We start from the raw sequence: 24198 nt of genomic DNA, 5'->3' as shown, positions 1-24198 counted from the left end.
CCTTGCGTCTCAGAGGTCCGCGGGGCGCAGGACGAACGTGATCGCGTGCGCGATCTGCACGTTGCCCTTGTTGAGGTCGAGCTTGCCCGGGATCAGGAACGGGTTCAGGTCGTTGCGGTCCTGGTCGCGCAGCTGCACGATGCCGAACCGCTTCGAGATCACGTCGACCGTGAACGTGCCGCCCTGGGCGGTCGTGAGCACCGCGTTGTCGCTGGCCAGCGCAGTGGCGGAGTCGATCGTCGCGCCCGGGACCACGTGGTAGAGCAGCACCTGCTCGATGGCATCGATGCCGACCGCGCCCGCGAGCGCCGTGAGGACCTCCTGCTCGCTGCCGTACCAGCGGTGCGTCAGGTCCTTAGCGAGGTACTGGAACGCGCGGTCGTTCGGCAGGAACGCCGTCAGCGGGACCGTGCCGTCCGCGAGGACGCCGACCGGGCTCGACGGCTTGGCGGCGAGGACCGCGCCGACCGCCTGGTCGAGGATGTCGAAGTCGCGCCAGTTGCGGTCGAACGTGTCGCCGTCCGACGCCAGCAGGGCCGCCAGGCTCGACGTGCCGGTGGGTGGGGCTGCGGCGCTGGCCGCGGGTGCGAGGGCGAGTCCCCCGCCGGCGACGACACCTGCGACGGCAAGGACGGAGAGCGTACGACGGATCCTCATGGTGAGCTCCTGCGGACGACGGTCGCGGCCGACGCCGGAGCGCCGCACCGCGCGGGCACCGGAGGGCGCCCTGCCTCCTCTTCGCCGGTCACGCGGCTCCCGGATGCAGTCGGGATCGTGAGGTCGTGGGTTTTCGACGAAGTCGTGCCTCGCGACTCACGAATTCGTCGCACACTCGCGAGCTCGCCGGCGGATCGGCCCTGGTCAGGTCAGGTCCGCCGCGGGTGCTCGGCGTCCTTCGCTCCGGCGAAGACGGCCGACGCGATGATGCTGAAGACGATCCCCCAGGTGGTCAGTCCGGCGTAGATGCAGGCCGTGCCGACCGCGATGAACAGCGCCGTCTGCGCCACGACGCGGGGCCCGCGCCGGAGCCGGTGCCGTGAGGTCGGTGCCATCCACCGGGCCCAGATCGCGATGGCCACGGCGGGAAGCAGCACCGCGAGCGTGATCGACGTCGGCGAGCTCGTCCCGAGGCGCCACCCGGCCACCGCCAGCAGCCCGATCATCACGAGCTCGCAGAGGAACGCGAGCACCCCGAGCAGCCCGACGGCGGGCCCGGCGGCGGGCGGCGTGGTCACGGCACCATCCTGTCGGCCGATCGACGACGAGTTCGGCAGCTCACCGAACGTCACCTCGACGTGCCGCTCTGGCGGCGGGGTGACGTTCTCGACCCGGCGGGACTGACAGTCAGTCGTCTAGGGCCGGTCCGCAAGCGGCCGCGGCCGTCGCGGCCAGGTGGTCCAAGCCGTGCACGGCGAGCAGCGGGCGGGTGTCCTCGACCACGGCCCAGCAGCCGTCGATCACCTCGTAGCGGACGCGCGGGCCCGTGGCGAGGTACTCGGTGAGGGCCACGACCAGACGGTCGACCGCCTCGCTCGTCGTGCCGACGCCCACCGAGGCCCGGATGGCCCCGCCCGACGCGCCGAGGTGCGCAAGGAGCGGGTGGGCGCAGAACCGGCCGTCGCGCACGCCGATGCCGTGCTCGGCGGCGAGGTACGCGGCGACCAGGCCCGGGTCGTGGTCCGGCACGGTGAACGTGAGGACGCCGACGGGCGCGGCGGAGTCGGGCCAGATGCGCGCGATCTCGACGCCGTCGATGCCCGAGAGCCCCTCGACGAGGCGCGCCCGGAGGGCCTCCTCGTGCGCGGCGAGGGCGCCGGCGGGGAGGGCCGCCAGCTGGTCGCACGCCTCGGCCAGGGCGATCGCGCCGAGCACGTTGGGCGAACCCGCCTCGTGGCGCGCGGGCGCCGGCTGCCAGACCGTCCGATCGGCCCGCACGTCGCGCACCGCACCTCCCCCTGCGAGGTACGGAGTGCCCGTGTCGAGCCAGTCGCGGCGCCCGACCAGGGCACCCGCACCGAACGGCGCGTACGTCTTGTGGCCCGAGAACGCCACGTAGTCGGCGTCGGTCGCCGCCAACGAGAACCCGCGGTGCGGCACCAGCTGGGCACCGTCGACGGCCACCCGGGCGCCCTCGGCGTGGGCGAGCGCCACGACCTCGTCGATCGGCAGCGCCTCCCCCGTCACGTTGGACGCGCCCGTGATCGTGACCAGCGCGTACGGCTGGCGGGCGAGCTCGGTGCGCAGGGCGTCGAGCGTCGCGGCCACGGTGTGCTTGATGGGCAGGATCGTCGTGCGGTTGCCGTGGCGCTCCGACGACTGCACCCAGGGCAGCAGGTTGGCGTGGTGCTCGACGTCCAGCACGAGGACGCGACCGCCCTCCGGCACGACTCCCGCCAGGAGGTTGAGCGAGTCCGTGGTGTTGCGGGTGATGATCGCGACGTCGTCGGGACGCGCGTCGACGAACCGCGCGATGGTCTGGCGCGCGGACTCGTAGAGCGCGGTGGACACCTGCGACAGGTAGCCGGCACCACGGTGCACAGAGGCGTACAGCGGCAGCACCTCAGTCACGCGCGCCGCCACAGCCTCGAGGGCGGGGGCGCTGGCGGCGTAGTCGAGGTTGGCGTAGACGCGCTGGGTGCCGTCCACCAGCGGGACGGTGGTGGTGCCGCCGACGACCGGGAGCAGCGCGCTCACCTCGTCGACGGAGGCACACGAGGCGCGCTCGGCGATGATGGTCATGGAAGTCCTCCGACACGTTCCGGGGGAACACCTACGACAGGTGGAACCCCGCGCTTGCCGGGTCCCGGACGGGACACGGCCAGGTCGTCACCCGGGGCACCCCACCGCGGAGGAGGGTTGCCGGCCAGCGAGCCGGGGCTTGACGCTGGCGCTCATGACCTGCAACGAGGGTCGCGGCAGCCCGTAGCGCCTGTCAACGCACCGCGCGGTTCGTCTCGCCTGCCGGGACACCTTGTCCACTACTTGGAGCGATGGTGCCGCCGCGCGTAGCATCACCGGCACCATCCAGAGCGGCTGAGAGATCTGGCTCGACGACGCCGCAGCAACCCGCGGGCACCACGTGCTCGGCCGAGGGTGCTACCGCCAGGACCGATGAGACGAGGATCTGCATGAGCTACGCCGGCGACCTGACCCCCCAGCAGGCCTGGGACCTCCTCACGACCGACGAGACCGCCGTGCTCGTCGACGTGCGGACCGACGCCGAGTGGCGCTACGTCGGCATCCCCGACCCCGCCCAGATCGACGGTCGCTCCGCGCTGGTCGAGTGGGTGTCGTACCCGTCGGGACGGCCCAACCCGCAGTTCCTCAAGCAGCTGGCCGACGCCGGCGTCACGGCCGGGCGGCCCGTCGTCTTCCTGTGCCGCTCGGGCGTGCGCTCGATCGCCGCCGCGCAGGCCGCGACGTCGGCGGGACTGGGTCCGGCCTACAACGTGCTCGAGGGCTTCGAGGGCGACGTCGGCGCGGACGGCCACCGCGGCCACTCCGGCTGGCGTGCCGCCGGTCTGCCCTGGCGCCAGGCATGAGCCCCCGCCGCGTCCCCGGTCCCGGCGACTGGGACGACCGCCGCACCCCGCGCACCGACCTGCGCCCCGACACCCTCGCCGTGCGCGGCGGGCTGGTCCGCTCGCAGTTCCAGGAGACCTCCGAGGCGCTGTTCCTCACGCAGGGCTACGTCTACGACGCGGCCGCCGAGGCCGAGGCCGCGTTCGCCGGCGAGGCCGACCGCTTCCTCTACTCGCGCTACGGCAACCCCACGGTGTCCACGTTCGAGGAGCGCCTGCGCCTGCTCGAGGGCGCCGAGGCCGCGTACGCCACCGCGTCCGGCATGTCCGCCGTCTTCACGTCCCTCGCCGCGATCGTGCAGTCGGGGTCGCGCATCGTGTCCGCGCGGGCGCTCTTCGGGTCCACCGTCGTGATCTTCGAGGAGATCCTGGCCAAGTGGGGGGTGCGCACCGACTACGTCGACGGCCACGAGCTGTCGCAGTGGGAGGAGGCGCTGTCGACGCCGGCGGACGTGGTGTTCTTCGAGACGCCGTCCAACCCGATGCAGGACCTGGTCGACATCGGCGCGGTCAGCCGGCTCGCGCACGCCGCGGGCGCGACCGTGATCGTCGACAACGTCTTCGCCACGCCCGTGCTCTCCCGCCCGCTCGAGCTCGGCGCGGACGTCATCGTGTACTCCGCGACCAAGCACATCGACGGGCAGGGCCGCGTGCTCGGCGGCGCGATCCTGGGCACCGACGAGTACGTGCACGGTCCCGTGCAGACCCTGATCCGCAACACCGGCCCGTCGCTGTCGGCGTTCAACGCGTGGGTGCTGCTCAAGGGCCTGGAGACGCTGTCGCTGCGTGTGCGGCACCAGACGGCGTCGGCGCTGCAGGTGGCCACGTGGCTCGAGCAGCAGCCCGGCGTCTCGCTGGTCCGCTACCCGTACCTGCCCTCGCACCCGCAGCACGAGCTCGCGCTCGCGCAGCAGTCCGGCGGGGGCACCGTCGTGACGTTCAACCTCGCGGTGCCGGAGGGCGCGCAGCCCGACGTCGCCAAGAAGGTCACGTTCGGCGTGCTCGACGCGCTGCGGATCGTCGACATCTCGAACAACCTCGGCGACGCCAAGTCGATGGTCACGCACCCCGCGACGACCACGCACCGCAAGCTGGGTCCTGAGGGACGCGCGGCCGTCGGCATCGCCGAGACGACCGTCCGGCTCTCGGTGGGCCTCGAGGACCCGGCGGACCTGATCGACGACCTCGCGCAGGCGCTCGACACACTCGCCGGCTGACGCCTCCCCGATCCCGTCGGTCCGGCGCGGAACACTGACGGCGTGAGCAACTCGTCGTCACTGGTGCGCCTGCTGGTCGGCGTGCTGGCCGGGGTCGTCGTCGCCGGCATCATCGGCTGGTCGTCGGCGGTCGCCGCGATCCTGGCGGGCTGGGCGACCGTGGCCGCGGTCTTCGTCGTGTGGACGTGGGCGGCGATCTCGTCGATGGGCCCCGACGACACCGCGTCGCACGCCACGCGGGAGGAGCCGACGCGGTTCGGCGCCCACGCGGTCGTCCTCGCCGCCGCCGTGGTGACGCTCGCGGGCGTCGGGATCGTGCTCGTCGAGAAGGAGATCGGCCAGCTGTTGCCGACGATCGCGGTGCTGGCCAGCGTGCTGACGTCGTGGGCCGCCATCCACACCGTGTTCGCGCTGCGGTACGCGCGGATGTACCTGAGCGACGGTGCCGGCGGCATCGACTTCCACATGCAGGAGGCGCCGCGGTACACCGACTTCGCCTACGTCGCCGTCACCGTGGGCATGAGCTTCGCCATCTCCGACACCGACCTCGGGTCGTCCGCGATGCGGCGCACCGCGCTGGGGCACGCGCTGCTCAGCTACCTGTTCGGGACCGTGATCATCGCGCTGCTGGTCAACCTCGTCGCGTCGATGTGACCGCTCAGAGCCGGACGGTCTCGTTCTCGCCGCCGTCGTAGCGCTCGCCGGTGACCTTGGCCTTGACCAGGCTGAACGCCGTCGTCAGGCGGCCGCCCTTGGCGTGCCAGTACTCCGCCGTCTCGCCGCGGAGCACGACCAGGACCACGCCCGGCGTCTCCGGACCGTCGGGGAACCAGGCCTCGGCCGAGGTGCCCCACAGCTCCGCGATCTTGGCGCGGTCGCGGACCACCTCGGCGCGACCGGAGACCGAGACCCAGGCCGTCGAGTCCGAGAAGGCCGCGTTGGCGGGGCTCCCGCCCTCGACCTCGTGCACCTTGTGGCTGCCCTCCTCGGCGAAGAACCACAGGTCCCCGTCGAAGTCCACGTCCTGCACACCCATGGGCCGGCTCACCAGCGAGCCGTCCGCCGACACCGTGGTGAGCATCGCGATCCGCGCGTCCTTGATCAGTCCCGCGACCTTGGCCTGCTGGTCCTCGTTCGTCATGCGTCCTCCTCGAGCGGCGCGCTCGCGGGGCTGCTGACCGCGGCGGCCGGCCCACCGTAGGCACGCTGCGCGGCTGTCGCATGTCGGAGGGGCGCGGGATGCTCGGTCCATGACGGACAGCGACTACGACGCGATCGCCGACGACCTCGTCGCGCGTGGCGCCACGCGGGCGCAGATGATGGGCCGCCCGATCCTCAAGGTGGGCTCGACCATGTTCGCCGGGCACGTGGGCGGCGACCGCCTCGTGGTCAAGCTCGGCCGGGACAGCGCCGAGTACGCCGAGGCGCTGGCGCTGCCCGGCGTCACGATCTGGTCACCCGGCGACAGCGGACGGCTTTTCTACGACTGGGTCGCGCTGCCCGCCGCGCTCGAGGACGAGTGGATGCGGTTCGCGGAGATCGCCCGCGTGCGGGCCTCGAAGGGCTAGCGGACCCACTGCTCCCCGGCCTCGACCGCGACCGTCAGCACGTTCTCCGGCGGCGGGATCGGGCACGTCGCGAACTGCGTGAGACCGCAGGGCAGGTTGGACGCGCGGTTGAGGTCGAGCGTGACCGTGCCGTCGTCCGCCACCGGGCCGAGCGCGAGGGTGCGCGACGCCGGGTACGTGGTGACGCCGCTGGTCGCGTCGCGGAAGAGCACGCTGAGCCCACGCGCGCCGCCGTCGAAGACGATGAGCGACTGCGGGATCCCGGCGACCTCGAACTGCACGGTGCCGACCGCGGTGTGGTGGTGCTCGAGCCCGTCCACGACCGCCCCCGTGGTGACCGTCCGCGGCTCGTCGAAGGGCTCGAAGCGGCCGGTCAGCACCCAGTCCTCCGACGGCGCGTACGCCGGGATGCCCTCGAACGCGGCCAGGTGCGGCGCGGCCGGGTCGTGCACGCGGACGATCGCGTGGCCCGTGCGGCGGGCGACCTCGAGCAGAAGGTCACCCGCGCGGACCTGCAGGCCAGGCGCACCCTCGACCGGGTCGATCGTCGCGACGCCGTCGACGGTCGTGCCGTCCGGGAGGACGAGACCGTCGTCGGCAACCGCCTCGATGCGCACGACACCGTCCGCCGACCAGAGCCCGGGGACGTCCGCGAGCTCGCGCGGCTCGGCGGACAGCCAGTGCAGCGCGGTGATCGCCACCCAGCCGTGCGGCTGACGGAAGTAGGCCTCGCGGGTGGCGTGCCAGTCCTCCCACTCGGCGACGAAGGCGGAGCGCTCGGTCGTGGTCGTCATCAGCTGGCCCTCACATCGGCGTCGGCGGTGCGGCCGAAGGCGTCGGCCGGCGGGAGTCCGAGGTGCTCGCGCAGGGTCGAGCCCTCGTAGGACGTGCGGAACGAGCCCCGCTCCTGCAGCAGCGGGACCACGCGGTCGACGAACTCGTCGAGCCCGTGCGGCGTCAGGTGCGGGACGAGGATGAAGCCGTCAGAGGCGTCCTCCTGCACGTACCGGTCGATCTCGGCGGCCACGCGCTCCGGCGTGCCGACGAACGAGTGGCGGCCGATCACCCGGATGACCAGTTCGCGGATGGACAGGCCCTTGGCCTCGGACAGCTCACGCCACTGGTTGGCGATGGCCAGCGGGTCGCGGAAGTGCGAGGCGCGGCCCTTCGTGATCGACGGGGCGTCGACCAGCGGGTCGATGGCGGGCAGCGGGCCGTCGACGTCGTACTCCGACAGGTCGCGGTTCCACACCTGCTCGACGAACGAGCGCGCGACGCTGGGCCGGACCTGCTGGAGCTGGATCGCGCGCAGCCTCTCCTCGGCGTCGGCCTCGGTGTCGCCCAGGACGAACGACGCCCCCGGCAGGATCAGCAGGTCCTCGGGGCGTCGGCCGTACTTCGCGAGGCGGCCCTTGACGTCGGTGTAGAACGCCTGGCCGTCGGCGAGCTCGCTGTGCCGGGAGAAGACCGCGTCGGCCACCTGTGCGGCGAGCTCGCGGCCGCCGTCGGAGTCGCCGGCCTGGAGGATGACCGGGTGACCCTGCGGGGGGCGCGGGATCGTCGGCGTGGCCTCGATGTCGACCAGCCGGCCGCCCGTGCGGATCGTGCTCAGCGAGCCGGGGCGGACGAACTCGCCCGACGCGGCGTCGGCCACGACCGCGTCGGCGGCCCACGCGTCCCACAGGGCACGGGCGGTCTCGACGACCTCGCGCGCACGCTCGTACCGGTCCTCGTAGGCGAGGTACCCGCCGCGACGGAAGTTCGCGCCGTGGAAGGCGTCCGACGAGGTCACGACGTTCCACGCGGCGCGGCCCGCCGAGAGGTGGTCGAGCGTCGCGAACTGGCGGGCGAGCTCGTACGGGTCGTTGAAGGTCGCGTTGATAGTGCCGGCGAGGCCGACTCTCGACGTGACGCCGGCCAGCGCGGCCAGGACCGCGTAGGTGTCCGGGCGGCCGACGACGTCCTGGTCGACCAGCTGGCCGCGGTGCTCGCGCAGGCGCAGACCCTCGGCGAGGAACACGAAGTCGAACAGCCCGCGCTCGGCGGTGGCGGCCAGGTGCTGGAACGACGCGAACGACGACTGCGTGTCGGCGTGGTGGCTCGGGTCGGTCCAGACGGTGTGGTGGTTGACGCCGGGGAAGTGCGCGGCGAGGTGGATCTGCTTGGGCATCGGGGGTCCTTAGCGAGCGGCCGCGTAGCGGCTGGTGGGGCGGGGCAGGCCGAGGGAGTCGCGCAGGCTCGTCCTCTGCTCCACGGGGGTGATCGCGGCGCCGAGCAGCGGGAGGTCGCTCGCGAGGGCCAGCGGGCGGATGGTCAGGCCGTCGGCGCCGGAGCTCTCGACGAGCGCCGCCAGGGTCGTCGACGCGGTCTGCGGGCCGGCCACGATCGCGTCCGTGGTCCACGGCTCGAGGGCGTCGAGCGCCGCGAGGCGTGCGCGGGCGTCGTCGTCGGACGTGCCGAGCAGGACGTCCACGTCGAGCAGCACGATCACCTCGCGTCCGGCCTCCGCCGCGGCCGCCCGCACGAGCGGCACGGTCGCCTCGTCGGCAACCCGCACGATGTCCGCACGGCGTGCGGCGACCTCGCGGGCGTGCGGCTCGTCGCCGCGGACGATCACGACCGGGCGGCCCTGCGGCGAGCGGGGGGTGATCGAGGCGCCCTGCACCGAGAAGAACTCGCCGCTGAACTCGATGGCGTGCACGCGGGTGCGGTCGATGTACCGGTCGTGCTCGGCGTCGAGGACGATCGCGTCGTCCTCCCAGCTGTCCCAGAGCCGCCCCAGCACCTCGAGCACGTCGTCGGCCTCGCGCCACAGCGCCGCCACGTCACGCGGCACGCGCTCGTCGTACCGCAGCGCCTCGGCGCCCGCGCCGCTGTCGCCCGCGGGCGCAGCCACATCGACCTGCACCGCCGCGCGGCCCAGGCTCACGTGGTCGATCGTCTGGATCTCCTTGCCCACGTGGAACGGCTCGCGGTAGGTGACCGGCACGACGGGCGCGAGACCCACGCGATCGGTCAGCGGGCCGAGGAGGGCGGCGACGCCCACGGCGTCCAGGCCGCCGACGAGGGCGCCGGGGCGCTCGACGGGCGGCGCGGCCGAGTCGTCGACGATCACGAACGTGGCGCCGGCGCTCTCGGCCGCCCGCGCGAGGCGGACCCAGTGCTGTGCCGCGAAGGGGTCGGTCGGGTGCAGGCGCCAGGCGGCGGGGTGGAGGCCCGCGGCCGTCAGCTCGACAGCGACGGGGAACGTGTCAGGGAGGGTCATCGTGTCTTCCGGTCGTCGGGCGCATCGGTCCTGGCAGGAGCACCCGCACCCAGGTGGCCGGGGGGTTGCTGCGACGTCGACGAGCCAGGTCTCTCGGTCGCTCGGGATGGCGCGCACAAGGTAAGAACGAGTCGACGCTCTGACCAGGGTTCGGTCGGAAGTTCCCGCGATGTGAGACGGGTGTTCAGATGTCCTTCGCGAAGCACAGCGAGAGGAAGTCGTCCGCGTAGGGGGCGAACGGCGGCACGGGCCGGTAGCCGGCGGTGCGGTACAGCGTGACGGCCTCCGGCTGCCGGATGCCCGTCTGCAGGACGACGCTGGTCAGGCCGTGCGCGCGGGCATCGTCCTCGATCGCCGCGAGCAGCGCGCGGGCCACGCCGGTGCCGCGGGCCTCGTCGGCCACCCAGACCTTCTTGAGCTCGCCGGAGCCCTCCGGGAAGCCGTCGCCCGTGGTGCGCAGCGAGGCGCAGCCGACCGCTCGGCCGTCGATGCGTGCGACGACCGTGGAGAGCATGCCGACGCCGGTCTCGGCGTCGTAGGCCTCGTAGGACTCGGGCGCGTCGAACTCGGGGTAGCGGATGCCACCGTCGGCGAACATCTCCTTGCGCAGGGCCGTGGCGTCCTCGTCGGTCCACGGGACGCGGGCCAGCTCGATCGGGGGGCGCGGTGCCGTGCGGCGCTCGCGCGGCTGACGGTCGAGGTCCTTGGTGAAGCAGCGCGACGCCGTCTCGGTCGCGTACTCCCCGAAGTTGTCCATCGAGTGGTAGCCGGCGGACAGGTACAGCCCGATCGCCTGCGACTGCAGCACGCCGGTCTCCAGGACGAGCCGCTGCAGCCCCTTGCTCCGCGCGATGTCCTCGAGCTCCGTGAGCACCGCGCGGGAGTACCCGCGGCCTCGCGCGTCGGGGACGACGAACATGCGCTTGAGCTCGCCGACGCCGTCGCCGAGACCCTCGTCGGAGGCGTCGCGGATCGCGCCGCACGCCACCGGCTCACCGTCGACGCGCAGGAGAACCATCGCGAGGATGCTCTCGCCCGTCATCGTGTGGCCGATGTCGTCCTCGCCGTAGAGGTCCCGGAGCTCGTCCTGCTGGGCGGTGCGCAGGCGCGCGGCGTCGGGGTCGTCCCAGCCGACCAGGGCGAGGGTCGTGCTCAACTCAGCCGACCAGCGCCTTCAGCACGGACGTGAAGAAGCGCAGGCCGTCGGTGCCCGTGCGGGGCCCCTGGGCGCCGTCGGGGCCGAAGCCCTGCTCGACCGCGTGCTCCGGGTGCGGCATGAGGCCGACCACGTTGCCCGCGGCGTTCGAGATGCCGGCGATGCCGCGGCGGGAGCCGTTGGGGTTCCAGCCCTGGTAGCGGAAGACCACGCGGCCCTCGCCCTCGAGCTCGTCGAGCGTGTGCTCGTCGGCGACGTACTGCCCGTCCTGGTTCTTCAGCGGGATCGTGATGTGCTCCCCCGCCGTGTAGTCGCGGGTCCAGGCCGTGTCGACGTTGTCGACCGAGAGGACCTGCTCGCGGCAGACGAAGTGCAGGTGGTCGTTCTTGATCATCGAGCCGGGCAGCAGGTGGGCTTCGGTGAGCACCTGGAAGCCGTTGCAGATGCCGAGGACCGGCAGGCCCTTGTTCGCCGCGTCGACAATCTCGCCCATGACCGGCGCGAACCGGCTGATGGCGCCCGCGCGCAGGTAGTCGCCGTACGAGAAGCCGCCGGGCAGGACGACGGCGTCGACCCCGTGCAGGTCCGCGTCGCCGTGCCAGAGGGAGACGGCCTCGGCGCCCGCGAGGCGGACCGCGCGCGCTGCGTCGCGGTCGTCCAGCGTGCCGGGGAAGGTGACGACGCCGATGCGCGTCATGCCTGGTTGTCCTCGTACACCGCGACCACGTCCTCGATCACCGGGTTGGACAGCACCTGCTCGCCGGCCGCGCGGGCCGCCGCGAGGATCTCCTCGGTCACCGGCCCGTCGACCTCGAGCTCGAACCGCTTGCCCTGGCGGACGGACGCGAACTGCCCGAACCCGAGCCGCGGCAGGGCGCCGGCGACGGCCTTGCCCTGGGGGTCGAGGATCTCGGGCTTCGGCATGACATCGACGACGACTCGTCCCACGAAAGGGCTCCAGGTGTTCGCGCGGCGGTGGGGGGTCGCGGCGATTCTAGCGAGTGAGCGGGGCGCCTCTGCGCAGGCGTTCAGTCGGTGGCCACGGGTCTCTCGATGAACCCCGTCGACCGGCGGGGCTTGGCCCGTGAGGGCGGTGTGGAGGACGTCCGCCGCGGCGAGGTCGTCGGGACCCCGCGGGCTCGCCTGCCCATACCGACACGGGCCGACGCGCCCGTTCTGCCGACTGCTGGCCACCGACCAGGGGGCGAGCCCCCGCCAGCTGGCCCAACGGGCGCGGGCGGGGGTCCGTTCTCCCGACTGCTGGCCACCTACCAGGGGGCGAGCCCTCGCCGGCTGGCCCATACGGACGCGGGCGGTGACCGTTCTCCAACTACCGACTGCCGACTACCGACTACCGACTACCGACCAGGGGGCGAGAACCGCCGCCTTGGACTCGGACGGCTGCGCTACTTACTCCCGCCGCGCCTGGGGATCGCATTTGTCGTGGTCAAGAGTGAATGTCAGTGGTCGGTCGTACATTTGTTCTATGTCCGGATCGAATGGCTCACGCGGCGAGAGGTGGCGGCAGTGACGGCGGTACTCGGCGATCTCCTGGTCGATGACCTCGTTGTGAACGCGCCCGTCCGCGGCGCCACGGCGATGGCGCCCGCTCTGGCTTTGTCATCTCCGGACTCGATCCCCGCCGCACCACTGTCGTCCGCGCTGATGTGGGCGGACTCCGGGCACGGCGGGCGCCCCGATGCCGCACCGGAGGCTCAGCTCGGTGCGCGGGTGATCGATCTGGCTGCAGTGGAGGACTTCCCGCTGCCCGGCGTCGACGTCGCCGATCTGGTGGCGATGCTGGCCGCGGTGCCGGTCGCTGACGTGTCTGGGGCGGCCCTGGTCAACGCGGTGGCGGCGTCGCAGCAGGCGATCACCATGCTGCAAGCCCTGCAGGGGTCGTTCGCCCGGGAGCTCGGTGCCCGGACCCCGGATGCGTTGCGGCACGTGCCCGATGAGCTCGCGTGCGCCCTGGTGTGCACGAAGCGGGCCGCGGAGCTCGTGTTCCTGCGCGCCTGGGGCGCCGCCCAGCACCCCGCCCTGGGCGACGCGTGGGCGGCCGGCGCCGTGGAGGCGCGCAAGGTCGACGTGATCCTGGACGAGCTGAGCAAGGCAGGCGCAGACGTACCCCTCAGCGACCGTGAACGGGTGGTCGCCGACGCGGTCGATCGCGCGGGTGAGATGACCGCCCCGCAGCTGACCCGACACGTACGCGCCGCGCTCATCGCGTTGAACCCCGGCGTCGCGGAGAAGCGACGAGTCGCCGAACGGGACCGGCGTGCGGTCGAGCTGGTGCTGGCGCCGGATGCGATGGCCCGGCTGGTCGCCTACCTACCCGCCGCCGAGGCGACCGCCGCGTTCACCGCCATCGACGCCCTCGCCGGGCACGCCGGCATCGACGGAGACACCCGCACGGTCGATCAACGCCGCGCGGACGCGTTCAGCGACGTGTTCACCGGCATCCTGGACCGCCAGACCACCCCCGACGGGACCCCGCTGCCGACCCGGCACGGGCAACGCGCCGCGCTCCAACTCTCCGTCGCCGCGACCACCCTGCTCGGCCTGGACGACGCCCCCGGGTTCCTCGGGTCCTACGGGCCGATCCCGGCGCAGGTCGCCCGCGAGCTCGCCCAAGACGCCACCTGGCGCAGGGTCCTGACCGACCCGAACACCGGGCAGGTCTGCTCGGTGGGCACCGAGTCCTACCGGCCCGGTGCGGACATGACCCGCACCATCCAGGCCCGGGACGTGACCTGCACCTTCCCCGGCTGCCGCCAACCCGCCACCCGCTGCGAGATCGACCACCGCATCCCCTACGACCACCACCGACCACCCTCCCCGGGCGCGGGCGCACCACACGCCGACTCCCACGGGCACGACCCGCAGACCGGTCTCGACGGGCACGACCCGCAGACCTGCGACGCGAACCTGCACGCCTTGTGCAAGCACCACCACCAAGCCAAAACCGAAGGCTGGTGGAACGTCACCTACAACCCCGCCACCGGGGTCTCCACCTGGACCGACCGGCACGGACTGACCTACGCCCGCCACCCCATCCCGGTCTACGTCAGCCCCAAAGCGCTCGAACACCGACCGCCACCACCGCCACCCGCAGACCTCGGCGACCCGCCCTTCTGACGTGACTCTTCGGCGACCGCCTTCTGACGAAGACGTCGCTCGCGCGCCCGGCCCTTCTGACGCGACTCTTCAGCGACCACCTTTCGACGACGACGGCGTCGCTCGGGCGCCCCCCTTCTGACACGCCGCCGGCGGCTCAGCCTTCTGCCGCCGCCCTCTGCGGCCAGCCCTTCCAGGATGCCTAGCGACGCTCGTTTGCGGCTCTCTCCTCCAACGGTGGCCTCCATGGCGCGCTCGACGACCCGGCACGCACAGTCCGCGCGCGATTTCCGCGCAGGAGCCCTCCGAGGCGCGAAGTCATCGAGCCCGCCAGATGTCGAGGTGGGCTCACACTCCCTGCCCGATCGGCGTCTACAGAGGTATCACCTTCACTGGGCGACGGACCCCTGAAGCGGGCACGGGCCCGATCTGCGGCCGCCGTCGACCGATGGGGTCCGCCTCGAGGGACCGCACGTCGGTGACGGCTCAATCCCGCGGCGGCGCTCGACCGAAGAAGGGTGTGATGGGCATGGAGGGATGGTCAGGGATGCCAGTGCGGCGGGAGAGGATGCGCCCATGAGTTCTGCCGCACCCTCGACGAGCGGCTGGATCGGCCCGTACCTGCTGCTCGCGGCACTGTGGGGATGCAGCTTCCTGTTCATCGCGACGGCGCTGCAGACGTTCGCGCCGACGCAGGTCGCCTTCGGGCGGATCGTCGTCGGGTTCGCCATGCTCGGGCTGATCCTGCTGGTCAGGCGCGAGAAGGTCAGGGTCGAGCGGCGGCGGATCGGCGACTTCGTCGTGGTGGGCGCGGTGATGACGGCGATCCCGTTCGTGCTCTTCGCCCTCGCCGAGCAGCGGGTCAGCTCGGTGCTCGCCGGGCTCGTCAACGCGACAACTCCCCTGTTCACGGCGGTGTTCGTGGCGATCCTGCTGCCGGCGGAGCGGCCGGACCGGGTGCAGGTGGGCGGCCTGGTCATCGGGTTCGCCGGGATCGCGGTGCTGCTCGGGGTGTGGGACTCCGGCGCGATCGACCTGGCGGGCGGGCTCATGCTGCTCGGGGCCACGTTCTGCTACGGGCTGGGCAACGCGTGGAGCCGCCGGCGGCTGACCAGCACGGGGCTGTCGAACGTGGCGCTGCCGGCGATACAGCTCGCGGTCGGCGCGCTGGTGATCCTGCCGTTCGCCGTCTCGACACCGCTGGCCGGGCCGCTCGCGCCCGCACCCGCGCTCGCGCTGCTCGCGCTCGGGCTCGGCGGGACCGGGTTGGCCTACGTGCTCTTCTGGCGGGTGCTCGCGATCGCCGGTGCCACGGTGACGGCGAGCGTCACCTACGTGATCCCGCTCGTGTCCACGACGCTCGGCGTGCTCGTCCTGCACGAGGGACTGCACTGGTACGAGCCTGTCGGCGGGGCGGTGGTCCTCGCCGGCGTCGCTCTGACGCAGCGGGGAGCGGCCCGGCGGCGGACGGCCGCGGTCGCCGCGCCGGAGCCGACCGGAGACACGGTGGACCTCGTCAAGGAACGATGACCGTCATGCCCGGGCCGGCGGAACCCGCGCTCAGGGCGGCGAGGGCTGCGGGGGCGTCGGCGAGCGGGATCGTGCGGCCCACCAGGCGGGACGGGTCCAGCTCCCCCGACGCAATCCGGGCGAGCATCGCGGGGTACTCGTGCGCCGCCATGCCGTGGCTGCCGTAGATCTCGAGCTCCCAGCCGATGACGCGACCCATCGGGAGCGATGGGTCGGCATCGACACCCAGCAGGAGGCCAACCTGGACGTGCCGACCGCGGCGGCGAAGCGACAGGATCGAGGCGGCGGCGGTCTCCCGGCTGCCCAGCGCGTCGATGGACACGGCGGCTCCCCCGCCGGTCACGGCGTGAACCTGGGCACCGACGTCGCCGGACCCGTCGAGGACCACGGTCGCGCCCATCTCGAGCGCCGCCGCGCGCGCGGCTGGAGCGACGTCGACGGCGAGGACCTTCGCCCCGGCGGCAGCGGTGATCATCACGGCGGAGAGCCCCACGCCGCCGCAGCCGTGCACAGCGACCCAGTCGCCGGGACCGGGGCGACCGTGGACGGCGACGGCGCGGTAGGCGGTGGCGAACCGGCAGCCGAGCCCCGCGGCGGTCACCGGTGACATGCCGGCCGGGAGGCGGACCAGGTTGACGTCGGCGTGGTGGAGAGCGACGAGCTCCGCGAACGAGCCGTCGTCGGTGAAGCCCGGCTGCCGCTGCCGCTCGCAGACCTGGTGCTCGCCGGCCAGGCACGCCGGGCAGGTGCCGCAGGCGCACACGAACGGCACGGTGACCTCGTCGCCGACGGCCCAGGAGCGGACGCCGGGCCCGATCTCGACGATGACGCCGGCCAGCTCGTGGCCCGGGACGTGCGGGAGCGTGATGTCGTCGTCGTGACCCTGCCAGCCGTGCCAGTCCGAGCGGCACACGCCGGTGGCCGTGACCCGCAGGACGACGCCGTCGGCGGGGCAGGCGGGCGCGGGAACCTCGCGCAGGGTCGGAGGGACGCCGAACTGGTCGATCACCACTGCACGCATGGCGCACATCCTCCCGGAAGCGCAGCGGCGATCGGCGCAGCGCGGGGCGGGGCGGGGCGGGTCAGCGCGGGGGCGGAGCGAGCGCGGCGCGGCGACCGGCACGCAGCGCGGCGCGGGGGCGGAGCGCGCGCGGCGCGGGGGCGGAGCGACGGMGGGTCGTCAGATCGTGCGGTGAGTCCACCTGCCGGCGACGAGCGTCCCGGCCACTGGCATCGCTCGCAGCGGGGCGCTCAACGGGTCGGCATCCAGGACCACGAGGTCCGCGGGGCCGCCGACGACGGGCACGAGCCCGCGACCATCGACCGACGACTCCAGCGCGACCAGCCGGTCGAGCGCCTGCTCGGGGTGCCAGGGGGCTCGCCCGTCGCGCGATCGGGTCACGGCGGCGTCGGCGGCGATCCACGGGTCGAGCGGGGCGACAGGTGCGTCCGAACCGAGCGAGAGCCGCACGCCGGCGGCGTGGAGAGCGCCGAACGCGAAGGCGCGGTCCGTGCGACCCGCCCAGTGGCGGTCGGCCACGTCGCGGTCGTCCATCGCGTGCTCGGGCTGCACGCTCGCCACGACCCCGAGCGTCGCGAACCGGGCGACGTCGTCCCAGGACACCAGCTGCGCATGCTCGATCGACCCGGCCGCGCCGGACGCGGCGAACGCATTGAGTGCCAGGGCGTTGGCGGCGTCGCCGATCGCGTGGATGGCGCAGCGCAGGCCGTGCCGGGTCGCGTGGGCCATGAGGGGCGCCAGCCGGGAGGCCGGGACGGCGAGGATCCCGCGGGCGTTCGGACCGGTCAGCCCCGGATAGGGGTCGTGGCAGTAGGCGGTGCGCGTGTTCAGCGAACCGTCGGTGATGACCTTGAGCGGCCCCTGGGTGACCAGGCCGGCGATGGCGTCCCCGGTATGCAGGTCCTCGCGGACCACGCGATCCAGGAACTCCTCCCAGACGCCCGCCCGCACCCGGAGCCGCCCGKGTCGGGCCGCGGCGCGACGGCGCCAGACGGAGACGTTGTCGGCGATCTCGAGGTCGACCACGCCGACGACCCCGCGCGCGGCGGCCGCGGCGGCGGCATCGTCGACGAGGGCGTCGGCGACGTCGTCGGGAACGTGGTCGACGACGGCCGAGAGCGGGAGCCACTCGGACTCGCGCAGGAGCCCCGTGGGGTGCGACTGCACGCCCAGGAAGCGCAACCCGGCGGTCGACGCCCAGGCGCAGTGGAGGTCGCCCGAGACGAGGACGACGGGCAGATCGCCGACCACCGAGTCCAGCAGCGCGGCGGTCGGCACGTCGGGCCAGAGCCCGTCGCGAAAGCCGTAGCCGACGAGCGCGGTGCCCGGGACGGGCCGGGGCGCGGCAGCGACGAGCGACGCCGCGTGCGCGGCCGAGGTGGCCGTCGAGACGTCGAGCCGGCGCCGGGCCAGCGCCCACTGCGTGAGGTGCACGTGCGCGTCCCAGAGCCCCGGCATCAGCCACCGGCCGTCGAGCGCGACGGTCGACGCGTCGGGGGCCGAGAGCGAGGGCCCGACGGAGGCGACCCGGCCGTCGCGCAACAGGACGTCGACGGGCTGGTCGGCGCCGACGAGCCGTGCTGAGCGGAGAAGAAGAGCAGTCGGTACGGTCCCCATGTGAGCACCGTAGAGGCGGGATACGACCCCACGTTCCTCGGTCCGCGGGTGCCGCTGCCGGTCCCGGCGCAGACCGTCCGTCTGCTCCCGTCGACCCACTTCACCGTACTGCTCGACACGGAGCGCCGGCTCGCGGCGGCGACGGCGGTCAACATCGACGGCGCGCAGCTGGTGGACCTCGAGCGAGGCGACGACTGGCACCTCGACCCGCGCATCCCGGCGGACGAGCAGGCGGGCCCGGAGCTCTACGTGCGCAACGACCTCGACCGGGGACACCTTGTCCGGCGCCGGGACCCCGTGTGGGGCGACCTCGTCGTCGCGCGCCGGGCCAACTTCGACACGTTCGCCTATCCGAACGCCGCCCCGCAGGCCTCGGCCTTCAACCAGGGCGAGCTGCTCTGGGTGGGCCTCGAGGACCACGTCCTGGGGTACGCGAGGGCGAACGCGCGCCGGCTGTCGGTCTTCACGGGTCCGGTGCTCGCCGACGACGACCCGGTGTACCGCGGCATCGGCATCCCGCGGCTGTTCTGGAAGGTGGCCGCGTGGGCGTCGGAGGACGCGCTGCTGCGGGCGACCGCGTTCGTGCTCGACCAGACGTCGCTGGTGGCGGGGATCCAGGCGGCCGACGAGGTGCCGCCGCTCGGGCCGTTCCGGACCTTCCAGGTGCCCGTGGCGGACGTCGAGCACCTCACCGGCGTGGACCTCGGGCCGCTCGTCGACGCCGACGTCCTCGCGCCGGTGGGGGCCCAGGGCGACCGCGGGCGCTGGGTGCTGCTGACCGCGCTGGAGGAGATGACGCTCTAGGGCCGGACGTGCGCGTCGCGGCGCGCGGGCACCACCATCGGCGTCCCCGTCTCGGGGTCCGGCACCACGCGGCACGCGAGCCCGAAGACCTCGCGGACGAGCGGCTCGGTGACCACCTGCGACGGCGGACCCTCGGCGACGACCACGCCGGCCTTCATCGCGATGAGATGAGTGGCGTACCGGGCCGCCTGGTTCAGGTCGTGCAGGACGGCGACGAGCGTGCGCCCCTCCTCGTGCAGCCGCGCGCACAGGTCCATGACCTCGAACTGGTGGGCGATGTCGAGGAACGTGGTCGGCTCGTCGAGCAGCAGCAGGTCGGTCTGCTGCGCGAGGGCCATCGCCAGCCACACCCTCTGCCGCTGCCCGCCGGAGAGCTCGGAGACGAACCGCTCGCGCAGGTCGGCGACCTCGGTGGCGTCGAGGGCGTCGGCGACCGCGCGGGCGTCGGCGGCGGACCACTGCCGCAGGAGCCCCTGGTGCGGGTACCGCCCGCGGGCCACGAGGTCGCCGACCGTGATCGACTCGGGCGCGATCGGGCTCTGCGGGAGCAGGGCGAGGCGTCGCGCGACGTCCTTGCTCTTCAGCGACGCGATGGGCACGCCGTCGAGCAGCACCTGCCCTGCGCGGGGCTTGAGCGTCCGACCGAGCGCCCGCAGCAACGTCGACTTGCCGCAGCCGTTCGGCCCGATGATGACCGTGAACGACGACTGCGGGATCTGCACGGACAGACCCGTGGCGACGACGAGCTGGTCGTAGGCGAGCGTCAGGTCTGACGCCTCCAGCGGCGGACCGTTCACGCGGCACTCCTTCTCCACTCGCGGACCAGCAGGACCGCGAGGTACACGCCGCCGAGCGCGGCGGTGACGACCCCGACGGGATAGACGACGCCGGGCACGGCGTACTGGGCGATCAGGTCCGCGACGACGAGCACCGCGGCGCCGCAGCACGCCGCCGCGACCATGCCGGGACCGGTCGAGCGGGTCAGGCGGCGCGAGATCTGAGGCGCGGTGAGCGCGACGAACGCGATGGGCCCGCTGACGGTCACGGCCGCGGCGGTGAGCAGCACCCCCACGACCACGGCCCACGTGCGCACCCGGTCGGCGGGCACCCCGACGGCCACGGCGACCTCGTCGCCCATCTCGGCCAGCTGCATCGGCCGGGTGAGAGCCAGGGCCGCGGGCAGGAGCACCAGCAGGGCGACGACGATGAGCACGACGTCCGCCCACGACCGCGCCGCAAGGCTGCCGTTGAGGTAGGCGGCGACGACCTGCGCGTCCTCTCGGGTGGCCCGGGCGAGCGCGAGCTGCACGAACGCGAGCGACATCGCCCCGACGGCGATGCCGACGACCACCATGCGCAGCGGCGCCCGGAAGCCGGCGCCGGACCCGAGGTAGACGGCACCGATCGCGACGCCCGCGCCGATCAGCGCCCCGACCGGGACCGGCACCACGCCCGGCCACAGCAGGCCGGCCGCCGCCGCACCCGCGGCCGCGCCGGCCCCGAGACCGATGACGTCGGGGCTGCCCAGGGGGTTGCGGGTGACCGACTGGAACATCGCCCCGGAGACCGCGAACGCCGCGCCGGCGGCCGCACCCACCAGCAGCCGTGGCAGCCGGTTGGTCCACAGCACCCACTCCTGCACGCGGGTCCCGTTCCCCGCGACGACGGTCGGCAGCTCCGCGAGCGAGATCCCGAGCTCGCCGGCGGCGAGCGTGACCAGCATGGTGACGAGCACGACGACGAGCGCGACGAGGCAGACGACGACAGGTCGGTGGTGCCAGCGAATGGCGAGAACGGGCTCGGCGGCAGGGCCGACGGTCAGGACGCCGGTCACAGGCCGACCCTCCCCCGGCGCACGGCCGCGATGAGGAACGGTGCCCCGACGAACGCGGTCACCGCACCGACGGGCAGCTCCCCGGGGCGCGCGACCACGCGGCCCAGCACGTCGGCCGCCAGCAGCAGGACCGGGCCGAGCACCAGGCAGTACGGCAGCAGCCAGCGGTGGTCCGAGCCGGTGAACCCGCGGACCACGAGCGGCACGGCGAGGCCGACGAACGCGATCGGCCCGACGGCGGCGACGGCGGCGGCGCACAGGACGGTCGCGCCGGCGGCGCCGAGCAAGCGGGTGCGGCCGGCGCGCAGACCGAGGGAGGTCGCGGCCTCGTCGCCGAGCGCCAGCGCGTTGAGCGGCCGCGCGAGCAGGAGGCAGAGCACGAGGCCGACGACGACGAACGGGAGCACGGTCCCGACGGTCGACAGCGGCCGCCCGGCCAGGGAGCCGACCACCCAGTAGCGGTAGGTGTCGAAGATGGTGGGGCTGGCCAGCGTGATCGCCTCGACCAGCGCCACGAGCACCGCGGACACGGCGGCACCGGCCAGCACGAGCCGCACGGGCGTCGCTCGTCGGCCCCCCGACCCGACCAGGTACACCGCGACGGCCGCGAACAACGCACCCGGCACGGCGGCCCACACGGACCGCCCCGCGGCGCCGCCGAGCACCACCACGGTGAGGACCAGGGAGGCCGACGCCCCCGAGTTGACGCCGAGCAGCCCGGGGTCGCCGAGCGGGTTGCGCGTGAGCCCCTGGATGACCACGCCGGCCACCGCGAGGGCGGCGCCGACCAGCAGCCCGAGCTCCGTGCGCGGGATCCGCGACGCGACGACCACCGAGTCGTAGGACCCGTCGGGATGGCGCCACGCCGACCACACGTCGCCGAGCGGCACGGCCTTCGAGCCGACGGCGATGCTCAGGCCGACCACGAGCACCAGCAGGAGCACCGCGCCGACCAGCCCGAGACCCAGCCCGAGCGCGCGCGAGCCCCGCACGCGGGTGGCGTGCGGGGCTCGGGCGACGGCGGTGCTCACGAGGTGAAGGCTACGGAGCGACGTTCGCGGCGCCAGCGGTGATCAGCGGCAGGTACTGGTCGAGCGCCCACGGCACGCTCAGCGGCGTCGCCACGGACACGGCCATGCCCAGCTGCGGGTCGAGCATCGGCACGTACGCGCCGGAGGCGAACGCGGGGATCTGCGCCCAGAGCGGCTGCGCCTCGGTCGAGGCCTGCTCGTCGGCGTCGTTGAACCAGGTGAACAGCATCTGCGCGTCGTTCAGCTGGTCCGCGTTCTCCAGGCCGAGGGTCGCGACGAACGTGCCGGGCGACGCGGTCAGCGTCGAGACCGAGGGCGCGAGCGTCATGCCCAGGCCGGTGAGCAGCTCGACACGGGGGTCGCCGGGCAGGTAGACGGACAGGGCGCCGGGCTGGTCGCCGCCGTAGACGTAGGCGAACGAGACGCCGGCGAGCTCGGGGTGCGCGGCGGCGGCCTCGTCGATGGCGGCCTGGCGCTCGTCGAGCAGCGGCTGCGCCCTCTCCGGGACACCCAGGGCCTTCGCGGCGATGGTCACCTGGTCCTCGAGCGAGGTCTGCCAGGCGTCACCGGGATAGGCCACCACCGGAACGAACGCCGAGAGCTGGTCGAACGTCTTCTGGTCGAGGCCCGACTGCGGGGCGAGCACCAGGTCCGGGTTCAGCGCGACGACCGCGTCGACGTCGAGCTCCGGGTACATCGCGATCGTCGTCGGCAGCTCGTCGCCGGCCTTCTCGACGGCGTCGCGGAACCACGGCTGGTACCCCTCGGCGTCGCCGCCCCAGGTGTCCGACTCGATGCCCACCGGCGTGGTGCCCAGCGAGAACGCGATGTCCGCGGCGCCCCACCCGAGGGTCACCACGCGCTCGGGCTTCGAGGTGATCTCCGCGGTGCCGAGGGCGGAGTCGATCGAGACGGGGAAAGCAGCATCGGCCTTGTCGGTCGTCGACGGCGTGGAGCCGGCATCGTCGGCCGAGCCGCCGCACGCGGTCAGGGTGAGGGCGACGGCCGTCGCGGTGGCCACGAGGGCCGAGAGGCGCGCGATGCGCACAGGAGTGCTCCCATCCGGTCGGGTGACGAATGAGGTAAGCCTAACCTCTCCCCGACGACCGCCCCGCCGACCGTGGTGAGCGAAAGGTCACACCGCCAGCGCGGTACCGGTCAGGCGCTCGTACGCCTCGAGGTAGCGGTCGCGGGTGCGCTCGACGACGTCCGCGGGCAGCGCCGGCGGCGGCGCGTCGGCGGTGCGGTCCCAGCCCGACGCGTCCGAGGTCAGCCAGTCGCGCACGAACTGCTTGTCGAAGCTGGCCTGTGCGCGGCCCGGCTGCCAGAGGTCTGCGGGCCAGAACCGGGAGGAGTCCGGGGTCAGCACCTCGTCGCCGAGCGTGATCGCGCCCGTGGTCGGGTCGGTGCCGAACTCGAGCTTGGTGTCGGCCAGGATGACGCCGCGCTCCCGCGCGATGCCCTCGGCCCGGGCGTAGACCGCGAGAGTGAGGGAGCGGAGAGCCTCGGCAGAGCCCGAACCGATCTGCTCGACGACCGCCTCGAACGGGACGTTCTCGTCGTGCTCCCCCAGCTCGGCCTTGGTCGCCGGCGTGAAGATGGGCTCCGGCAGCCGCGAGCCGTCGACCAGCCCGTCGGGCAGCGGGATCCCGGTCACCGACCCCGAGACCCGGTACTCCGCGAGGCCGGACCCCGTGAGGTAGCCACGCGCGACGCACTCGACCGGGAACATCTCCAGGCGGCGGCAGATCATCGCGCGGCCGGCAACCTCCGCGGGCACGTCCGTCGACACCACGTGATTGGGCACCAGGTCCGCCAGCTGCTCGAACCACCACAGGCTGAGCTGTGTGAGCACGACACCCTTGCCGGGGATCCCCGGGCTGAGCACGTGGTCGTACGCCGAGACGCGGTCACTGGCGACGACGAGCACGACGTCGCCCAGCGAGGTGGTCGGGCCCTCGGGGACATACAGGTCGCGGACCTTGCCCGAGTAGGTGTGGGTCCAGCCGGGGATCGCAGCAGTCACGGCGCTAAGTGTGCCGGATCAGACGAGATCTTCCCCGCCCTCGAGCCCGTCCGGGATGGGCAGGCCGACCAGACGCACCAGCCGCTCGACGGTCTCCTCGACGAACGTGTCCTCCGGCTCGTCCACGTGCGCCTCGGCGAGCAGACGCCGCACGTGCTTGGCCTCGACGTCGACGGCGCCGACCAGCAGCGCCCACTCGGCGAAGGCCTCCGCCTCGGCGGCGAGGTCGACCGGCTCGCTCTCGGTCGGGTCGTCGAAGAAGTCCCGCGGCTGGAAGCCGAGGTAGAACCGGCCGAGGCCGTCGGGCGCCGGGCGGTAGTCGACGGTCGCGATGTCACCGTCCTGGACCTCGATGCTGAGGCTCGGGGTCACAGTGGCGTCCCCGCCCCAGGTGCCGTCGGCGTACACGAACGTGGTGGTGGCCATCCCGC

At 73.4% G+C, this 24198-nt stretch carries 25 protein-coding genes and 2 riboswitches; of the genes, 7 read left to right on the top strand and 18 right to left on the bottom strand.

Going from position 1 to position 24198, the window contains the following annotated elements:
- Positions 1-9 precede the first annotated feature (9 nt).
- The 3 genes from AC1DYZ_RS00790 to AC1DYZ_RS00780 form a co-directional block, all read right to left on the bottom strand.
- Complete coding sequence (locus tag AC1DYZ_RS00790) at positions 10-657, bottom strand: fasciclin domain-containing protein (RefSeq protein ID WP_477063327.1); 648 nt, start codon at positions 655-657, stop codon at positions 10-12.
- Positions 658-866: 209 nt separating this feature from the next.
- On the bottom strand, positions 867-1235 hold the full coding sequence (locus tag AC1DYZ_RS00785; RefSeq protein ID WP_477063326.1) for a YrdB family protein: 369 nt from the start codon (positions 1233-1235) through the stop codon (positions 867-869).
- A gap of 109 nt (positions 1236-1344) precedes the next feature.
- Positions 1345-2739, bottom strand: a complete 1395-nt coding sequence (locus tag AC1DYZ_RS00780; protein WP_477063325.1) for an aminotransferase class V-fold PLP-dependent enzyme — start codon at positions 2737-2739, stop codon at positions 1345-1347.
- Positions 2740-2784: 45 nt separating this feature from the next.
- Positions 2785-2899, bottom strand: a riboswitch (SAM riboswitch).
- A gap of 118 nt (positions 2900-3017) precedes the next feature.
- A riboswitch (SAM riboswitch) is annotated at positions 3018-3118 on the top strand.
- Between the two features lie 10 nt (positions 3119-3128).
- On the opposite strand from AC1DYZ_RS00780, the gene AC1DYZ_RS00775 reads away from it, so the two are divergent.
- Genes AC1DYZ_RS00775 through AC1DYZ_RS00765 form a run of 3 tightly spaced genes read left to right on the top strand, consistent with a single transcriptional unit; the run spans position 3129 to position 5452 of the window.
- Entirely contained in the window at positions 3129-3542 is a 414-nt protein-coding gene (locus tag AC1DYZ_RS00775; RefSeq protein WP_477063324.1) for a rhodanese-like domain-containing protein, read from the top strand.
- Complete coding sequence (locus AC1DYZ_RS00770) at positions 3539-4798, top strand: O-succinylhomoserine sulfhydrylase (protein ID WP_477063323.1); 1260 nt, start codon at positions 3539-3541, stop codon at positions 4796-4798. The genes AC1DYZ_RS00775 and AC1DYZ_RS00770 overlap by 4 nt, the downstream gene beginning before the upstream one ends.
- Positions 4799-4840: 42 nt before the next feature.
- Positions 4841-5452: a DUF1345 domain-containing protein gene (locus AC1DYZ_RS00765; RefSeq protein WP_477063322.1), complete on the top strand. Its 612-nt coding sequence runs from the start codon at positions 4841-4843 to the stop codon at positions 5450-5452.
- Between the two features lie 4 nt (positions 5453-5456).
- Here the strand turns inward: AC1DYZ_RS00765 and AC1DYZ_RS00760 are convergent, their stop codons facing one another.
- Positions 5457-5939 carry a pyridoxamine 5'-phosphate oxidase family protein gene (locus tag AC1DYZ_RS00760; RefSeq protein WP_477063321.1) on the bottom strand — a complete coding sequence of 161 codons (483 nt, stop codon included), beginning with the start codon at positions 5937-5939 and terminating at the stop codon, positions 5457-5459.
- A 109-nt stretch (positions 5940-6048) separates the two neighbouring features.
- On the opposite strand from AC1DYZ_RS00760, the gene AC1DYZ_RS00755 reads away from it, so the two are divergent.
- Positions 6049-6366: a hypothetical protein gene (locus tag AC1DYZ_RS00755; RefSeq protein WP_477063320.1), complete on the top strand. Its 318-nt coding sequence runs from the start codon at positions 6049-6051 to the stop codon at positions 6364-6366.
- Here AC1DYZ_RS00755 and AC1DYZ_RS00750 read toward each other — a convergent pair.
- From AC1DYZ_RS00750 to purS, 6 genes are all read right to left on the bottom strand, one after another.
- Complete coding sequence (locus AC1DYZ_RS00750) at positions 6363-7160, bottom strand: DUF1684 domain-containing protein (protein ID WP_477063319.1); 798 nt, start codon at positions 7158-7160, stop codon at positions 6363-6365. The two genes, AC1DYZ_RS00755 and AC1DYZ_RS00750, sit on opposite strands and share 4 nt — an antisense overlap.
- On the bottom strand, positions 7160-8536 hold the full coding sequence (locus AC1DYZ_RS00745; protein WP_477063318.1) for an NtaA/DmoA family FMN-dependent monooxygenase: 1377 nt from the start codon (positions 8534-8536) through the stop codon (positions 7160-7162). Before AC1DYZ_RS00745 ends, AC1DYZ_RS00750 begins: the two co-directional genes overlap by 1 nt.
- A 9-nt stretch (positions 8537-8545) precedes the next feature.
- A complete protein-coding gene (locus AC1DYZ_RS00740) occupies positions 8546-9631 on the bottom strand; it encodes an LLM class flavin-dependent oxidoreductase (protein ID WP_477063317.1) in 1086 nt (361 codons plus the stop codon).
- A 184-nt stretch (positions 9632-9815) separates the two neighbouring features.
- Positions 9816-10787, bottom strand: a complete 972-nt coding sequence (locus tag AC1DYZ_RS00735; protein WP_477063316.1) for a GNAT family N-acetyltransferase — start codon at positions 10785-10787, stop codon at positions 9816-9818.
- A 1-nt stretch (position 10788) separates the two neighbouring features.
- A complete protein-coding gene (purQ, locus tag AC1DYZ_RS00730) occupies positions 10789-11484 on the bottom strand; it encodes a phosphoribosylformylglycinamidine synthase subunit PurQ (protein WP_477063315.1) in 696 nt (231 codons plus the stop codon).
- Positions 11481-11735: a phosphoribosylformylglycinamidine synthase subunit PurS gene (purS, locus tag AC1DYZ_RS00725; RefSeq protein ID WP_477063314.1), complete on the bottom strand. Its 255-nt coding sequence runs from the start codon at positions 11733-11735 to the stop codon at positions 11481-11483. The genes purQ and purS overlap by 4 nt, the downstream gene beginning before the upstream one ends.
- Before the next feature lie 579 nt (positions 11736-12314).
- On the opposite strand from purS, the gene AC1DYZ_RS00720 reads away from it, so the two are divergent.
- Positions 12315-13925 carry an HNH endonuclease signature motif containing protein gene (locus tag AC1DYZ_RS00720; RefSeq protein ID WP_477063313.1) on the top strand — a complete coding sequence of 537 codons (1611 nt, stop codon included), beginning with the start codon at positions 12315-12317 and terminating at the stop codon, positions 13923-13925.
- 555 nt (positions 13926-14480) lie between these two features.
- On the top strand, positions 14481-15434 hold the full coding sequence (locus tag AC1DYZ_RS00715) for a DMT family transporter (protein WP_477063312.1): 954 nt from the start codon (positions 14481-14483) through the stop codon (positions 15432-15434).
- Here the strand turns inward: AC1DYZ_RS00715 and AC1DYZ_RS00710 are convergent.
- Positions 15421-16455 (bottom strand): zinc-dependent alcohol dehydrogenase family protein, encoded by a 1035-nt coding sequence (locus AC1DYZ_RS00710; protein WP_477063311.1) that lies wholly within the window; start codon positions 16453-16455, stop codon positions 15421-15423. The genes AC1DYZ_RS00715 and AC1DYZ_RS00710 overlap by 14 nt on opposite strands.
- Before the next feature lie 159 nt (positions 16456-16614).
- Positions 16615-18072, bottom strand: a complete 1458-nt coding sequence (locus AC1DYZ_RS00705; RefSeq protein WP_477063310.1) for an amidohydrolase family protein — start codon at positions 18070-18072, stop codon at positions 16615-16617.
- Between AC1DYZ_RS00705 and AC1DYZ_RS00700 the strand changes: the two genes are divergently transcribed.
- Positions 18073-18876: a DNA/RNA non-specific endonuclease gene (locus tag AC1DYZ_RS00700; RefSeq protein WP_477063309.1), complete on the top strand. Its 804-nt coding sequence runs from the start codon at positions 18073-18075 to the stop codon at positions 18874-18876. It abuts the gene before it with no gap.
- Here AC1DYZ_RS00700 and AC1DYZ_RS00695 read toward each other — a convergent pair.
- The 6 genes from AC1DYZ_RS00695 to AC1DYZ_RS00670 all read right to left on the bottom strand — a co-directional run bounded on the left by AC1DYZ_RS00695 (position 18873) and on the right by AC1DYZ_RS00670 (position 24193).
- On the bottom strand, positions 18873-19673 hold the full coding sequence (locus AC1DYZ_RS00695) for an ABC transporter ATP-binding protein (RefSeq protein ID WP_477063308.1): 801 nt from the start codon (positions 19671-19673) through the stop codon (positions 18873-18875). The genes AC1DYZ_RS00700 and AC1DYZ_RS00695 overlap by 4 nt on opposite strands.
- A complete protein-coding gene (locus tag AC1DYZ_RS00690; protein ID WP_477063307.1) occupies positions 19670-20710 on the bottom strand; it encodes a FecCD family ABC transporter permease in 1041 nt (346 codons plus the stop codon). Before AC1DYZ_RS00690 ends, AC1DYZ_RS00695 begins: the two co-directional genes overlap by 4 nt.
- Positions 20707-21741, bottom strand: a complete 1035-nt coding sequence (locus AC1DYZ_RS00685) for a FecCD family ABC transporter permease (RefSeq protein ID WP_477063306.1) — start codon at positions 21739-21741, stop codon at positions 20707-20709. Before AC1DYZ_RS00685 ends, AC1DYZ_RS00690 begins: the two co-directional genes overlap by 4 nt.
- A gap of 10 nt (positions 21742-21751) precedes the next feature.
- A complete protein-coding gene (locus AC1DYZ_RS00680; protein WP_477063305.1) occupies positions 21752-22789 on the bottom strand; it encodes an ABC transporter substrate-binding protein in 1038 nt (345 codons plus the stop codon).
- An 87-nt stretch (positions 22790-22876) separates the two neighbouring features.
- Positions 22877-23767, bottom strand: a complete 891-nt coding sequence (locus tag AC1DYZ_RS00675) for a phosphoribosylaminoimidazolesuccinocarboxamide synthase (protein WP_477063304.1) — start codon at positions 23765-23767, stop codon at positions 22877-22879.
- A gap of 18 nt (positions 23768-23785) precedes the next feature.
- Positions 23786-24193, bottom strand: coding sequence for a hypothetical protein (locus tag AC1DYZ_RS00670; RefSeq protein ID WP_477063303.1), 408 nt, complete (start codon positions 24191-24193; stop codon positions 23786-23788).
- Between the last annotated feature and the right edge of the window lie 5 nt (positions 24194-24198).

This window comes from Cellulomonas sp. P1_C4 (assembly GCF_056406355.1).
The sequence above is the reverse complement of the archived record's forward strand: the minus strand, read 5'-3'. Positions and strand labels throughout refer to the sequence as shown.